Source organism: Salegentibacter chungangensis (assembly GCF_042678405.1).
GTDB classification, from domain to species: Bacteria; Bacteroidota; Bacteroidia; order Flavobacteriales; family Flavobacteriaceae; genus Salegentibacter_A; species Salegentibacter_A chungangensis.
Genome location: NZ_JBHTLI010000001.1, coordinates 397,310 through 411,825, shown reverse-complemented (window position 1 = coordinate 411,825; position 14,516 = coordinate 397,310). Strand labels below are relative to the sequence as shown.

General features: G+C 43.5%; 15 protein-coding genes. 8 read left to right on the top strand and 7 right to left on the bottom strand.

Features of this window, described 5'->3' with window-relative positions:
* Window positions 1-5 precede the first annotated feature (5 nt).
* Genes ACFQ3Q_RS01810 through ACFQ3Q_RS01800 form a run of 3 tightly spaced genes read left to right on the top strand, consistent with a single transcriptional unit; the run spans window position 6 to window position 3,376 of the window.
* On the top strand, window positions 6-1,382 hold the full coding sequence (locus ACFQ3Q_RS01810; RefSeq protein ID WP_380742340.1) for a tetratricopeptide repeat protein: 1,377 nt from the start codon (window positions 6-8) through the stop codon (window positions 1,380-1,382).
* Window positions 1,383-2,153 carry a DUF4292 domain-containing protein gene (locus ACFQ3Q_RS01805; protein WP_380742338.1) on the top strand — a complete coding sequence of 257 codons (771 nt, stop codon included), beginning with the start codon at window positions 1,383-1,385 and terminating at the stop codon, window positions 2,151-2,153.
* Window positions 2,150-3,376, top strand: coding sequence for a murein hydrolase activator EnvC family protein (locus ACFQ3Q_RS01800; protein WP_380742336.1), 1,227 nt, complete (start codon window positions 2,150-2,152; stop codon window positions 3,374-3,376). Before ACFQ3Q_RS01805 ends, ACFQ3Q_RS01800 begins: the two co-directional genes overlap by 4 nt.
* 6 nt (window positions 3,377-3,382) lie before the next feature.
* Here the strand turns inward: ACFQ3Q_RS01800 and ACFQ3Q_RS01795 are convergent, their stop codons facing one another.
* Both ACFQ3Q_RS01795 and ACFQ3Q_RS01790 read right to left on the bottom strand, forming a co-directional pair.
* Entirely contained in the window at window positions 3,383-3,895 is a 513-nt protein-coding gene (locus ACFQ3Q_RS01795) for an acyl-CoA thioesterase (protein ID WP_380742334.1), read from the bottom strand.
* Window positions 3,896-3,951: 56 nt separating this feature from the next.
* Window positions 3,952-4,884: an HU domain-containing protein gene (locus ACFQ3Q_RS01790; protein ID WP_380742332.1), complete on the bottom strand. Its 933-nt coding sequence runs from the start codon at window positions 4,882-4,884 to the stop codon at window positions 3,952-3,954.
* Between the two features lie 98 nt (window positions 4,885-4,982).
* On the opposite strand from ACFQ3Q_RS01790, the gene dprA reads away from it, so the two are divergent.
* Window positions 4,983-6,083 (top strand): DNA-processing protein DprA, encoded by a 1,101-nt coding sequence (gene dprA, locus ACFQ3Q_RS01785; RefSeq protein WP_380742330.1) that lies wholly within the window; start codon window positions 4,983-4,985, stop codon window positions 6,081-6,083.
* Here the strand turns inward: dprA and trpS are convergent.
* Window positions 6,080-7,048 (bottom strand): tryptophan--tRNA ligase, encoded by a 969-nt coding sequence (trpS, locus tag ACFQ3Q_RS01780; protein ID WP_380742328.1) that lies wholly within the window; start codon window positions 7,046-7,048, stop codon window positions 6,080-6,082. The genes dprA and trpS overlap by 4 nt on opposite strands.
* A gap of 75 nt (window positions 7,049-7,123) precedes the next feature.
* Between trpS and ACFQ3Q_RS01775 the strand changes: the two genes are divergently transcribed.
* On the top strand, window positions 7,124-7,867 hold the full coding sequence (locus ACFQ3Q_RS01775; protein WP_380742327.1) for a lysophospholipid acyltransferase family protein: 744 nt from the start codon (window positions 7,124-7,126) through the stop codon (window positions 7,865-7,867).
* On the opposite strand, the gene ACFQ3Q_RS01770 is transcribed toward ACFQ3Q_RS01775, so the two are convergent.
* The 4 genes from ACFQ3Q_RS01770 to recA form a co-directional block, all read right to left on the bottom strand.
* Window positions 7,864-9,318 carry a hypothetical protein gene (locus ACFQ3Q_RS01770; RefSeq protein ID WP_380742325.1) on the bottom strand — a complete coding sequence of 485 codons (1,455 nt, stop codon included), beginning with the start codon at window positions 9,316-9,318 and terminating at the stop codon, window positions 7,864-7,866. The genes ACFQ3Q_RS01775 and ACFQ3Q_RS01770 overlap by 4 nt on opposite strands.
* Complete coding sequence (locus ACFQ3Q_RS01765; RefSeq protein ID WP_380742323.1) at window positions 9,315-9,860, bottom strand: RNA polymerase sigma factor; 546 nt, start codon at window positions 9,858-9,860, stop codon at window positions 9,315-9,317. Before ACFQ3Q_RS01765 ends, ACFQ3Q_RS01770 begins: the two co-directional genes overlap by 4 nt.
* A gap of 17 nt (window positions 9,861-9,877) precedes the next feature.
* Window positions 9,878-10,348 carry a hypothetical protein gene (locus ACFQ3Q_RS01760; RefSeq protein ID WP_380742321.1) on the bottom strand — a complete coding sequence of 157 codons (471 nt, stop codon included), beginning with the start codon at window positions 10,346-10,348 and terminating at the stop codon, window positions 9,878-9,880.
* Window positions 10,349-10,459: 111 nt separating this feature from the next.
* Window positions 10,460-11,467: a recombinase RecA gene (recA, locus tag ACFQ3Q_RS01755; RefSeq protein WP_380742319.1), complete on the bottom strand. Its 1,008-nt coding sequence runs from the start codon at window positions 11,465-11,467 to the stop codon at window positions 10,460-10,462.
* A 240-nt stretch (window positions 11,468-11,707) separates the two neighbouring features.
* On the opposite strand from recA, the gene trhO reads away from it, so the two are divergent.
* The 3 genes from trhO to ACFQ3Q_RS01740 all read left to right on the top strand — a co-directional run bounded on the left by trhO (window position 11,708) and on the right by ACFQ3Q_RS01740 (window position 14,515).
* Window positions 11,708-12,739: an oxygen-dependent tRNA uridine(34) hydroxylase TrhO gene (gene trhO / locus ACFQ3Q_RS01750; RefSeq protein WP_380742318.1), complete on the top strand. Its 1,032-nt coding sequence runs from the start codon at window positions 11,708-11,710 to the stop codon at window positions 12,737-12,739.
* 119 nt (window positions 12,740-12,858) lie between these two features.
* The gene (locus tag ACFQ3Q_RS01745; protein WP_380742316.1) at window positions 12,859-14,028 is read left to right on the top strand and encodes a PSP1 domain-containing protein; all 1,170 of its coding nucleotides are present in this window, start codon (window positions 12,859-12,861) and stop codon (window positions 14,026-14,028) included.
* Entirely contained in the window at window positions 14,021-14,515 is a 495-nt protein-coding gene (locus ACFQ3Q_RS01740; RefSeq protein WP_380742314.1) for a gliding motility lipoprotein GldH, read from the top strand. The genes ACFQ3Q_RS01745 and ACFQ3Q_RS01740 overlap by 8 nt, the downstream gene beginning before the upstream one ends.
* The last annotated feature ends 1 nt before the right edge of the window (window position 14,516 follow it).

Below are 14,516 nucleotides of genomic sequence, written 5' to 3'. Positions count from 1 at the left end.
TTAAAATGAAAAAAACTTTCATTATAGCAATCGCTCTTTCGGGATGCTCCTGGCTCTCTCCAGGCATTTTTGCCCAGGAGAAAGAAGCGATCTCGAAGGAAGTGAATCAGGATGATTTGGGAAACGTCACCGACGCATTTCAGGAGAATTTCTTTGAAGCCCTTAAACAGAAAGGGATCGAGAATTATGAAAAGGCTATCACGGCCCTTGAAACCTGTAGGAAACTCGAGCCTGAAAATGCCGTGGTTTACTTTGAACTGGGCAAAAATTATAAGGCCCTTGAGAACTACGATCTGGCAGTCGATAATTTTGAAAAGGCCCGAAAGCTGGATCCAAAAAGAGAGGTTATACTCACCGAGCTTTTTAAAACGCATCGGGAAGCAGGAGATTTTCCTAAGGCAATTACCATTATTGAAGAGCTCATTAATCTTGACAGCAGCTATACCGAGGATCTCGCAAATTTATATATGCTAAGTGAGCAGTATGACAAGGCCTTGAAAGTACTGGACGAGCTTGATAAAAAGGAGGGAAATAGCAGCTACCGGAATACAATGCGCCGGCAAATTTATGCGCGCACAAATAATACCGATGCTCAAATTGAGCGGCTGGAAGAGGATATCAGCAGAGATCCCGAAAATGAGCAAAACTACCTGAACCTTATTTACATCTATAGCGAGCAGAGAAATGAAGAAGAGGCTTTTAAAGCCGCAAAGGAGCTGCTGGAAATAAACCCCGGCTCACAACTGGTACACCTTGCGCTTTATAAATTTTACCTGAACAATAAACAGCCAAAAGAAGCGGTTAATTCTATGATGATCGTTTTTGAAAGCGAAGAGATTGATACCGATTCGAAATACAGGGTTTTGAATGACTTTTTACTTTTTGTCAATGATCATCCGGAATTTCAGGAAGACCTGATGAAGGTGAGCCGTAAACTTTCGGAGTGGGAGAATGCTCCCAGGCTTTATGAGCAGTTAGGCCAGTATTACATTAAAAGCGATAAGAAGGAAGACGCTTTAAAATATTTTGAACTGGGGCTGGAAGAAAATCCCGGGAATTTCGACCTGTTAAAGAACAGCCTCTTGTTGCAGCTTGAATTCGGGAAGTATGAAGCCGCTGCAAAATTGAGTGCCAGCGCCCTGGAGATATTTCCGGCGCAGCCTATGGTATACCTTTTGAGAGGTGTAGCATTAAATAAGCTTCAGCAGTATAAGGAAGCTGAAGAAATACTTACATTTGGCCTGGATTATCTGATTGACGACAAGAAGATCGAATTGGATTTCTATACTCAGCTGGCCATAAGTTACCAGGGCCTTCAGAATGAAGAGAAGGCAAAAGAATTTCAGCAGAAAGCTGAAAACCTTATAAAAGAATTGAATTAGATGATGAAGAAAATAATTGGTTTAGTTTTTATTGCTGTAATGCTGGTTTCCTGTGGAAGCAGCCGCTCTGGTAGGAAAATTGCCACCAAAGATGCGGAAGCTGCCAATGTGATCAAGCAGCATTATAATAATGAAATTCAGTTTAAAACACTTACAGGTAAACTGAGAGCGGTTTATCAGGATGCCGAAAAAACCCAGTCTGTGAACCTTAGTTTCAGAATGGAGAAAGATAAGGCCATCTGGATGAGCGCCTCTGTGCTGGGATTTCCTGTGGCCAAGGCCTATATCACCCCAGAAAAGGTGAGTTATTACGAAAAAATAAGCAAGACCTATTTTGACGGGGATTTCAGCCTGATTAGCGAAATGCTCGGAACTCCGCTTGATTTCCAGAAACTGCAGAACCTGCTCATCGGCCAGGCGGTCTATGACCTGCGCACCGAAAGATATCAGCTTTCAAATTCCGCTAAAGGATACCAGTTCCTTCCTTCCAGCCAGGGAGAGGTTAAAAAGATGTTCCTGCTTAACCCGGGAACCTATAAGGCTTCAGCCCAGCAACTGGCACAGGAAAATGAAAACCGCAGTGTGACCATTACCTATTCAGATTACCAGAAGGTTTCAGGAAAATTATTTCCGGAGGAGATCAAGATCATTGCCAATGAGGGAGGAAAAAGCACCAATATAGAACTCACCTACAGATCGGTTGAACTTGATGAAGATGTACATTTTCCGTTTGAAATTCCGTCAGGATATGATGAAATTAGCGCTAAATGATTAAAAAGAATTATCTAAGCTTACTATTCGTTACCAGCCTTATCTGCCTGAGCAGCTTTTCGGCCTTTGCCCAGAATACCAACAGGGAAGAGCTTGAGCAAAAACGCCTGGAACTGCAACGAGAGATCCGAAGGATCAATGACCTGAGAAGCAGTAACAAAAAAAGGGAACAGTCGGTACTTACTCAGGTTGAAGATCTTCAGCAACAAATCAGGAGTACCGAGAACCTGATCAAGGTGACCAATCAACAGGCGAATTTGCTTACCCGCCAGATATCTTCGAACACCAACCAGATAAAAAGACTCCGGAATGAGCTGGAAACCCTTAAAGAGGACTATGCCAGGATGATTGAGAAGTCTTATAAGAGCAAATCTCAGCAAAGCCGTGTAATGTTCCTTCTTTCTTCTGAAAGCTTCTTACAAGCCTATAAAAGGATGCAGTATATGAAGCAATATACCAATTACCGGAAGCAGCAGGGGGAGGAAATTAAAAACCGGACCGTGAAGTTGCAGGAACTCAATGCCGACCTGGCCGAACAAAAGGAAGCGAAAGAAAAACTGATCGCCGAAAACCGGAAGACCAGGGCCGAACTGGAAGAGAACAAAAAGGATCAGGAGGTGTTAATGTCTACTATCAGGAAAAAAGAAAATCAGTTTGCTGCCCAGATCAGACAAAAACAAAAAGAGATAAACGCCATAGACAAGCAAATAGACGAAATGATCCGGGCTTCCATTGCCAAGGCTAATGAGGCTAGCGGATCTTCTTCGAGGGACGTTTTTGAACTCACCCCCGAAGCGAAGGCTCTTGCGGCAGATTTCGTTAAAAATAAGGGAAGATTACCCTGGCCGGTAAGATCGGGTGTGGTTACGATGCGTTTTGGGAAACAGCCTCACCCAATTGTAAGAACTGCAACTATCAACAATAATGGGGTGCGTATAGACACCGATAAAGGCGGAAAAGCCCGTGCGGTATTCGAAGGGATTGTTAGTGAAGTGCAGGCCGTTAAAGGGGCCAATATGGCGGTAATGTTACGCCACGGAGACTATATAACCATTTACAATAACCTTTCTGATGTATTTGTCAAAAAAGGAGATGTAGTAAGCACCGAACAGGAAATAGGAGAGGTGGCAACCAGCAGAACCACGGGCAAAACCACGTTGCACTTCCTGTTGTTCAAGAACACCCAGAAGATGAATCCGGCTGACTGGATCTATAAAATGTAAATTGAATTACTGCTCGAACAAAGCTTTAAGCTCTGTTGCGTCTTTTGGCGCCATTTTACCAGCAAGCACAAGACTTAACTGTTTACGTCTTAAGGCAGCGGCATATCGCTCTTTTTCGAGATCGGTTTCCGGCGCTAATGGAGGTACGTTAACAGGAGCCCCTGTTTCATCTACTGCAACAAAGGTATAAATAGCCTCGTTCGCTTTCGTTCTGTTTCCGCTCTCCCGGTCTTCCACCCAAACATCAATAAAGATCTCCATAGAAGATTTAAAAGCTCTGGAAACGGCGGCTTCAACGGTCACCACGCTTCCCAAAGGCACAGCTTTATTAAAGGCAACGTGATTTACAGATGCCGTAACCACAATGCGGCGGCTATGACGGCGGGCGGCAATACTTGCGGCCCTGTCCATACGGGCGAGTAATTCGCCTCCAAAAAGATTATTTAATGGATTGGTCTCGCTGGGTAATACGAGATCTGTTAAAGTAGTTCGGGACTCTTTTGGAGATTTAGCTTCCATTCTGCAATTTTCGGCAAAAGTAAGGTGCTTCAGCCTATTTAAGGCTTAAAGAATTATTAAAGTTCCTGTACAAGTAACCAGGCCCCGCTGTTGGAACTTTTAACCTCTCTCAGCATTTGCAGGGCTTCGCTTCGGGTTTGAAGACTGGCGTATACTACCTGGTGAAGGCCGTACTTATTAGCACCGATGTGTCTTGCTTTGTAGCCTTCTTCTTTGAGCTCATCTACTTTTTTAAGAGCGTTCTCTTCAACTCTGAATGCTCCGGCCACAATATGATAATTTCCCGATTGCTTTTCAACCTTAAAGGTTACGGCAGGCAGCGGATTGTCTATAACAAAAGTTGCCTGTTGTATCTGTTCCTGCAACTGGCTTTCAGCTTCCTGTTGCTCTGCGATATTGTGTTTGGTCACCTGGCTGCTGTAAATATTGAGCCCGGCAAAACCTGACACTCCAAGAGCGATAAGCCCTATGGCTGCATACTTAAGGTAAGAGCGTGACCTTCTTCTTTCAGGAGTGAAAAGAATTGGGGTCTTTTCTTCAAGCTCTTCTACCTGTTTCTTGTACACCTCGCGCTGAACCATCTCTGCCTGGAAACCTGACAGACCAAAAGAATCGGTCAGGTAGTTCACATTTTCAGCAGGATCGAACTGAATGGAATTTTCAGAATTTGAATATAGCGTACCGATATTTGCAAGTTCTACCTGCTTCTCGGTTTCCAGGGAATTTTCGATTTGCTCAACAAAGGCTGAGATCTTTTGGGTTGCTTCTTTGTAGGAAATCTTTTCGGCCTGAGCGATATAATTTGCCAGAAGTCCGTCATTTTTACGCAGTTGCCTGTTAAAGGAAACCACCTTTTTAGGTGGATAAAAGTTCTGCGATTCCTGGTCTATGTACGCCGATTCCTTTTGAGAAAGAAAGGCTCCAAAGCCCGGCAATATTACGCATTCGTAACGGTAAAGTAAATCCTGGATGTGGTTAGCTATATTCATTGGCGCAAAAATAATGGGTTTAAGAAGCCTGATAAAGTTACCCAAAGAAATTTTATTAACAAATGTTTTTTTCTGTATTTTTAATGAAACTCCTTCCTATGGGTACCGAAGAACTCCTTTATGTGCTGGCCCTTCAGCACGTTCCCAACCTCGGGGACAGTACGGCTAAAAAGCTGATAAGGCACACCGGTTCTCCCAAGGCGATCTTTAAGGAAAAGAAACAAAACCTGCTGAAGATAGAAGGGGTGGGCAATACCCGGGTGAAGGAACTCTTTGATCCTGTTCACCTTAAAGCTGCGGAAGCCGAGCTTAGATTCATAGAAACCAATAAAATAAAGCCTGTCTATTTTCAGGAGGCCAATTATCCCGAAAAGCTGAAGCATTGCCTTGACGGGCCGATTCTCATTTTTCAACGAGGAAATATAGACCTTAAAGACCGGAAGATTATCAGCATTGTCGGGACGCGTAATATTACCAGCCACGGAACCGCGTTCTGTGAGAAGCTCGTTGAGGAGCTAAGTGTGCTGGACCCGGTTATTGTCTCGGGTTTTGCTTACGGGGTTGATATTACTGCCCAAAAAGCAGCAATTAATAACCAGTTACAGACCATAGGCTGCCTGGCTCACGGCCTGGATCAGATCTATCCCAAAGCACATAAAAAATTCGTAAGACCGGTTGAAGAGAACGGTGGGTTTATAACCGATTTCTGGAGTAGTGACAGTTTTGACAGGAATAATTTCCTTAAAAGAAACCGGATCATTGCCGGCCTTAGTGAAGCTACTATCGTTATAGAAAGCGCTGAAAAAGGAGGTTCTTTGGTGACCGCAGATATCGCCGATTCCTATAACCGGGAAGTTTTTGCTGTGCCCGGGAGGCCGGGAGATAAATACAACACAGGATGTAATAACCTTATCAGGTCCCAGAAAGCTCATCTGCTCACTTCGGCTGCCGACCTGATTTATATACTTGGCTGGCAATTGGAGCCGGAAGCCAAGGCAGTGCAAAAACAACTTTTTGTAGAACTGGATAAAGAGGAAGAGCTTATCTACGACTTTTTAAAAAAAAGCGGGAAAGCCCAGCTGGACACTATTGCCCTAAATTGTAACTTTCCCACCTTTAAAACTGCCGGTGTTCTCTTGAATATGGAACTAAAAGGCGCGATAAGGCCTTTACCGGGTAAATTATTTGAAACTACCTAATAGCCTACTTTTGCTCTTACTCTGGCAATCACCTCGTGAGCGATCACCGATGCTTTTTCGGCTCCAACGGCCAGGGCTTTGTCCAGTTCATCAAGATTGGACATATAGTGGTTGTATTTTTCTCTTGGCTCTTTGAAGTTTTCCATCAGCAGCTCAAGAAGGGCTTTTTTGGCGTGACCGTAACCATAGCCACCTGCTTCATAATTCTTCCGCATTTCAGCCACCTGCTCCTCGTTCGCTATAAGCTTATAGAGAGCAAAGACATTACAGGTATCAGGGTTTTTAGGCTCTTCCAGCGGGGTACTGTCGGTATCTATACCCATTATCTGCTTCTTCAGCTTCTTGTCAGACTGAAAGAGGTTGATGGTATTGCCCTTGGATTTACTCATTTTGGCGCCATCGGTACCGGGAACATACATCGTGTTCTTCTGTACCCTGGCTTCGGGCATCACAAAGGTTTCCCCCATCCTATTATGAAATCTTGATGCTACATCTCTCGTAATTTCGAGGTGCTGCAACTGGTCTTTTCCCACCGGTACGATTTCAGCATCATAAAGAAGAATATCGGCCGCCATCAGCATAGGATAAGTGAATAGACCTGCATTCACGTCTTCAAGACGATCAGATTTATCCTTAAAAGAATGGGCCAAAGTAAGCCGCTGATAAGGGAAAAAGCAGCTTAAATACCAGGAAAGTTCGGCCGTTTGGGGGATATCGCTCTGGCGGTAAAATACAGATCTTTCTATGTCAAGCCCACAGGCAAGCCAGGTAGCGGCAACCGAGTAAGTGTTTAATCTTAGTGTTTCGGCATCTTTGATCTGGGTGAGCGAGTGCATATCGGCAATAAAAATAAACGACTCGTTATCAGGCTCATTGGCCATTTTTATTGCGGGCATTATAGCTCCCAGTAAATTTCCCAAATGAGGGGTTCCTGTACTTTGTACCCCCGTAAGTATTCTAGACATCGGCTTTTCTTGATTTTTTACAAAGGTACTTTTTTTGTAGAATTCACTCGTCTCAATTTAGTACTTTTGGGATCTATGAAAATTTTAAAAACGGCGGCAGTTACCATCTGGAGGATCTGGTTCTATATCCTTATGATCGTACCTATTTTAATTATGTTGCCGTTTCTAATTTTGTTCACCTCTTCTGAAAAATTTTATCCCCAGTTCTTTGTATGTGCCCGTATATGGGCCAAATTCATTCTTTTTGGGATGGGACTGTACCCCATAACTAAAGCTGAAAGCGTCCCGAAAAAAGGCGAAAGCTATATGCTGGTTGCCAACCATACTTCTATGGTGGATATTATGTTAATGCTAAGCGTTATAAAACAGCCGTTCATTTTTGTGGGTAAAAAAGAACTGGCCCGGATCCCGGTTTTTGGATTTTTCTATCATCGTACCTGTATCCTGGTAGACCGGAATTGTCACAAAAGCAGGAGGGGAGTGGTAGATGAGGCTCAGCGCAGGCTGAAGCAGGGCAACAGCATTTGCATCTTTCCCGAAGGCGGTGTGCCGGACGACCTGGATATGATACTGGATACCTTTAAGGATGGGGCATTCAGGCTGGCTATTGATCACCAGATCCCTATCGTCCCGCTAACCTTTCACGACACCAAAAAACGTTTTTCCTATGATTTCTTTAGCGGTTCTCCGGGGGTATTAAGAGTGAAAATCCACGATTTTATATCCACAAAAGGCAAACAACAAACAGATCGCAGAGCCTTGAAACAAAGAACCCGGGAGGTGATCCTTGAAGAGCTCCGGAATCCGGACTTTAATTAGAATTTATAACTAAAGCCGGTATATACCCCAAAATAATAGGGTTGTACATTCTGCGTGCCTCTGAACGGATTTAACTGGTATTTGAAGATAGGTTCCAGGTTTAGTCTGAATTTATCGTTCAGATCGTAATCCAGGCCAACTCCAATATTCGTGCTGAAGCTAAAGTTCCTTACGTTGTTGGATTCTCCCAGTTGGGTATTTCCGTTATTCTGTTTCAGATAAACCGTATTCTCATCCAGGAAAAGACTGCTTCCTCCGCCAATAAGATTGAGTCCGAACTTTTTATCTATCAGGCTATATTCGATTTCCACCGGCACCTCAATATATCCGAATTGCTGGTTAAGCGAGCCCGGCTCAAAGCGGGTCATCGCAAAAGAAGATCCTGCGAAACTGGAGCTTTCGGTTGGAGCCTGTATCCCCCCACCTCGAATATCGAGGTTATTACCATTGTTGTAATCGATGCTTGAGATTCCCTGCGGACTCATAGACGGACCAAAAGCAACATCTTTGGTATTGTAGCTCATTGAAACTTTGCTGATACCCGATCTTATTTTCACCTTATCTGAAATCGCATAAGCCACATTGATCCCGTAAGCAACTGTGACATCTCCTTTTGAACTGTTTTCAGCGAATTCAGAACTAATCGGGTTTCCGCTTCCAAGGTTGTCGTAGTATACCGGGGCGGCAAAAGTACTGATGCTTAACCTTGGCTCTTTGCTGTTTTCTACAATTTCTTCCTCTTCCTCTTTCTTTTTGTTTTCTTCAGCTTCTGCAAGTGCATTCTTTTCCAGCTGCGGTGTGCTTAAAGAGTCTCCTGGATTTTCTGAAACATCTGCAATGATCCCGGAGGCTTTTATTTCCTGGCCAGGCCTGGAATTGGGGTTATTGCCGGCAAACCCGGAGCTGGATTCAGCGATAACCGGTTCGGCTTGCCTGGTCTCCGCCGTGTTTTCCTCAGCTTCTGCAATATTTTGTCTCCCCGAAGGCTCCGGATCACTGGAAGCTCCTTTTGCAGGGGTTGCTGATGCGGAACTCCCCCCACCTGCAATAGCTGAAGATTTGTCGGAACTGGAAGTCTTTTGGGTGTTTTCTTTTTCAGGTATTCTTTCTTTTTCAAATTTTGCAGATGGTTCTTCTTCCTCTGAAGCAATTGAAGAAGCGCCATTATTTTTAGTTTCCGCTTGATTGGTTTCGGTCTCAGGATTTTCAAAAACCACCTCGGGGGTAGTGCTGAACGGGTTGGAACTTAATAAATAAGCGACGCCAACAATGACGGCCAGGGCGGCTGCAACGCCTCCAAGTTTATACCATAAAGGAATGATAAAAGGCTTTTTCCTGTCCTTCTCTTTCAATTTGGCGGCTATATTTTCCCAAACAGCTTCCTTGGGAGTGGCTTCAAAATCCTTGAATTTCTCCTGATAGAGCCGGTCTATGTCTTTTTTCTCCTTCATAAGAATTGGGCCGAGGTTTTACTTGTTCTTTTCTCAATCTTCTCTTTTAGGATATTTCGGGCTCTCGCCAGGTTAGATTTTGAGGTCCCTGTTGAAATGTCCAGCATTTCAGATATTTCCCTGTGTGAATACCCGTCCATTACGTACAGGTTGAAAACCTGCCTGTAACGCACCGGTAATTCCTGGATGTGCTCCAAAAGCGTGTCCAGTGTTATCTCGTCGGTATCTATTTCTACTTTGTTATCTTCTTCAAGCTGGTCTTCATTGATGATCTCGAAGAATCGTTCCTTTCTGTATTTCTGAAGGGAGGTATTGATCATTATCCGCTTCATCCAGCCCTCAAAGGAGCCTTTGTTCTTGTATTGGGAGATCTTTCCGAAAATGCTCATAAAGCCATCCTGAAGGTTGTCTTCAGCCTGCTGGTAACTTGAGGAATATTTTAAACACAGGCCAAAGAGCTTTCCCGAGTACATTCGGTAAAGCTCTTCCTGTGCTTTGATATCCTGTTTCTTACACTGCTTTATGAGTTTCTCTAAACTCACTAAATAGATTTATTAGATTAGTTGCTTTCTTCAGGCGCCCCTACCGGAACGCTAACGGTGCGCCATTCGGGTTCTCCGGCTGTGTTTTGACCTACCCAAAGATAAAAAGTATATTCTTCATTTTCTGTAATGTTTAAGCTGAAAGATTCCGTTCTTTCAAGGACCACACTGCTGTCCTCTTCCACGCAAACATCCTGGCTGGTATTATAGCTGGTAACAGCTCCAATATAGATATTGCTTCTTTCCTCAGGCCCGCTTCCGCCTTTTCTAACGTCCAGGGAGCGGGGTGTGAGTTGTTTGTGACAGGCCGATGGTAAGGTGAAGGTGACATCGATCTCATAGGTCTCGTTTACTTCGAAGTATTCCGGTACCTCTATGTCATTGATCACAGCCAGTTCATAGCCTATGTTGCTGCTGCCATCGTCATCTCCAAGGGAACAGCCGATAATCGTAACGGCTAAAATTAGTAATAAGGCTAACTTTTTCATTTTCAATAGCATTAAAAGTTTTACTTGTGTTCTACTTCTTAGATGCGATAATTGAAAATGGTTGCGTAGGGAGCAAAAAAAAATCCCTTTTTTAAAAAGGGATTTTTGAAGTTATTCTTTAGCGACTTTAATGGCGTCCTTGATTTTCACCTCAAGTTCTTCCATCAGGTCGGGATTGTCTTTCAGGATTGTTTTTACGGCATCGCGTCCCTGCCCGAGTTTGGTGTCTTCATAACTGAACCAGGAACCGCTTTTCTTGATGATCTCGTAATCAACACCAATATCTATGATCTCTCCGATCTTGGAAACACCTTCTCCGTACATAATATCGAATTCAGCTGTTTTAAAAGGAGGAGCAACCTTGTTCTTCACGACTTTAACACGGGTCTTATTACCCATTACGTTGCTGTTGCTGTCCTTGATCTGGGTAGATCTTCTGATATCAAGTCTGCAGGAAGCGTAGAATTTAAGCGCATTACCACCGGTAGTGGTTTCAGGGTTCCCGAACATAACCCCGATCTTTTCCCTAAGCTGGTTGATAAAGATCACGGTACAGTTGGTCTTGCTGATAGAAGAAGTAAGTTTTCTCAGGGCCTGAGACATTAGACGGGCGTGAAGTCCCATTTTAGAGTCTCCCATTTCCCCTTCGATCTCACTTTTTGGTGTAAGTGCGGCAACCGAGTCGATTACAATAATATCTATAGCTCCGGAACGAATAAGGTTATCTGTGATCTCCAGTGCCTGCTCTCCGTTATCGGGTTGCGAGATGATAAGGTTTTCGATATCTACTCCAAGCTTTTCAGCGTAAAATCTGTCAAAAGCGTGCTCAGCATCAATAAACGCGGCAATGCCTCCTGCCTTTTGGGCTTCGGCAATAGCGTGAAGGGTAAGGGTGGTTTTACCTGAGGATTCAGGTCCGTATATTTCTATAACCCTTCCTCTTGGATAACCGCCTACTCCCATCGCAAGGTCAAGACCTAACGAGCCTGTTGAGATGGCATCTACATCTGCTACGGCCTGGTCGCTCATTTTCATAACCGTACCTTTCCCGTAGGTTTTATCCATTTTATCTAGGGTAAGCTTAAGAGCTTTTAATTTTGCATCTTTTTCGGAACTCATATCTTCTTCTGTTAACTGTCAGATTAATTTGCGCTAAAATAGCATTTCTTTTGCAGTTTCCAATCTCATATTTTTCAAATTGAAAGCTTTTTATCAAGAGGTTAAGCTCCCTTCAGATTAAATTTAATGTGCTGCCGAAATATTACTCCAAGGGCTAAGCTTTTTGGCAGAATTTTTACTCATTGAATTTAAAGACTTATCTTTGCGCGAATATTTCTTTAACCTTAAAATTGGTATAGCATGCAACTGTACAATAAATTAAGCGCTAAAGAAAGAGCAGCTATGATAGAAGAAGCCGGAGAAGACCGGTTGACGCTCTCTTTCTATGCCTACGCAAAAATAGGCAACCCTCAGTTATTCAGAAATCACCTCTTTGTGGCCTGGGACCAGATGGATGTCCTGGGACGAATTTATGTTGCGCACGAAGGAATAAACGCACAGCTTTCGGTTCCGGCGAAACGCTTTGCTGAATTCAAAGAATTTATAGATAATATCTACTTCTTAAAAGACGTTCGTTTGAACATCGCCATAGAACATGACCTCAAATCTTTCCTTAAACTGAAAGTGAAAGTGAGAAAGAAGATTGTTGCCGATGGCCTTAATGATGACACTTTTGATGTGACCAACAAAGGGGTGCACGTTGATGCGAAAAAGTTCAATGAGCTTCTTGATGACCCTAATACCGTATTGGTGGATATGCGAAACCATTACGAGAGTGAAATCGGTCATTTTCAAGGAGCGATCACTCCGGATGTGGATACCTTCAGGGATTCCCTGCCTATTATTGAAGAAGACCTTAAAGATCACAAGGAAGATAAGAATCTCGTGATGTATTGTACGGGAGGGATCCGTTGTGAGAAGGCGAGTGCCTATTACAAGCATCGCGGGTTCAAGAATGTATACCAGCTGGAAGGCGGAATTATTGAATATGCCCGACAGGTAGATAACCTCAAATTGGACAACAAGTTTATTGGTAAGAATTTTGTGTTTGATCATCGACGAAGTGAAAGGATCTCAGAAGATGTGATCTCTCATTGTCACCAGTGCGGGAAACCCTGTGATACCCACGTAAATTGCGCCAATGAGGCCTGTCACCTGCTATTTATTCAGTGTGAAGAATGCGCGAAAGCGATGGATAATTGCTGTTCTGCAGATTGCAAGGAAATTGCGGCATTACCATACGAAGAGCAAAAAGCACTAAGAAAAGGTAAGGGTAACAGCAATAAAATATTTAAAAAAGGCAGGTCTGAGGTTTTAAAATATAAGCAATAACAAATCGTTCTATAAGTGGGAGTGCCAATTAATATTGGTATATTTACTCTTTTAGAATTAATTTATAAACCCAAAAGCCCGTAAATGTGTTTTGCGAGGCTTACAACATATATAATTTTATGGCTTGCAGCACTTGCTCGACCGGGAAAGACGGTCAGCCAAAAGGATGTAAAAATAACGGAACCTGTGGAACGGACGGCTGTAACAAGCTTACCGTTTTTGATTGGCTTTCAAATATGTCTCTCCCCAGTGGAACTGAACCGTGTAATTTCGTTGAGGTCCGCTTTAAGAATGGAAGAAAACATTTCTTCAAGAATACCGAAAACCTGAGCCTGAGTATGGGCGATGTGGTGGCTACAGAGGCCTCCCCCGGCCACGATGTGGGTATGGTAAGCCTTGCCGGAGAACTGGTAAGGGTACAGATGCGGAAGAAAAAAGTGAAACCGGACAGCGAAGAGGTTCTTAAGGTATACCGAAAGGCTTCACAAAAGGACATTGATGTCTGGGAAGAAGTACGGGGACGCGAAGAAAAGATTAAAAAAAGAGCCCGTGAAATCGCCATCAGGCTGAATCTTAGCATGAAGATCAGCGATGTTGAATTTCAGGGAGACGGCTCTAAAGCCACTTTTTACTATACCGCAGACGATCGTGTAGACTTCAGGCAGCTTATTAAAGAGTTTGCCCGGGAGTTCAATACCCGTATTGAAATGCGGCAGATCGGGCTTAGGCAGGAGGCCTCAAGACTGGGTGGAATTGGTTCCTGCGGAAGGGAACTGTGCTGTTCTACCTGGCTTACCGACTTCAGGTCTGTAAGTACCTCGGCTGCAAGATACCAGCAGCTATCGCTAAATCCACAGAAACTTGCGGGACAGTGCGGTAAACTGAAATGTTGCCTTAACTATGAACTGGATACTTACCTGGAAGCCCTGAAGGCATTTCCAAAGACCGATACTAAACTCCACACCAAAAAAGGAACGGCTGTTTGCCAGAAAATAGACATTTTTAAAGGCTTGCTTTGGTATGCCTACGAGGGAGAATGGATGAACTGGCATAAGCTTACCGCCGAGCAGGCCAATAAGATCATTGATGCCAATAAGAATAAGAAAGATGTTGGTAGTCTTGAAGAGTTTGAGGTGGTGTTGCAGATGGAGGAAGAGAAGCCGGACTTCAACAATGTTGTAGGGCAGGATAGTCTTACCAGGTTCGATAAGCCGAATAAACCAAAGAACAAGAGAAGAAATAAAAAGCGAAAGAAGCGTAAAGGAAAATCTCCAAGGAATAATGCCTAAGCTTAGAGTTTTATTTTCCGGTATCTTTTTGATCCTTGCGGTAACCGCCTGTGATAAAGACCGTGTTTTTGATGACTACAAACCAATTCAGAGCGGATGGAATAAAGATTCGGTTGTGACGTTTAATCTTGGAGAATTGGACTCACTTAAGACCTACGATCTTTTCATTAATATCAGGAATAACGGGGAGTATGAGTACAGTAACCTGTTTCTGATCACCGAAATTCAGTTTCCCCAGGGGAAAGTGATAAGCGATACGCTGGAATATGAAATGGCCGCCCCCGATGGCACCTGGCTTGGCACTGGTTTTGGTGATGTAAAAGAGAATAAGCTGTGGTACAGGGAAGATGTAAGTTTTCCGGAACCCGGTGAATATCGAGTAAAAATAAAACAGGCGATGCGTAAAAATGATAATATTGAAGGCATCGAAAATTTAAAGGGAATAACCGATGTTGGTTTCAGGATTGAAAACAGCTCAAATAATTAAA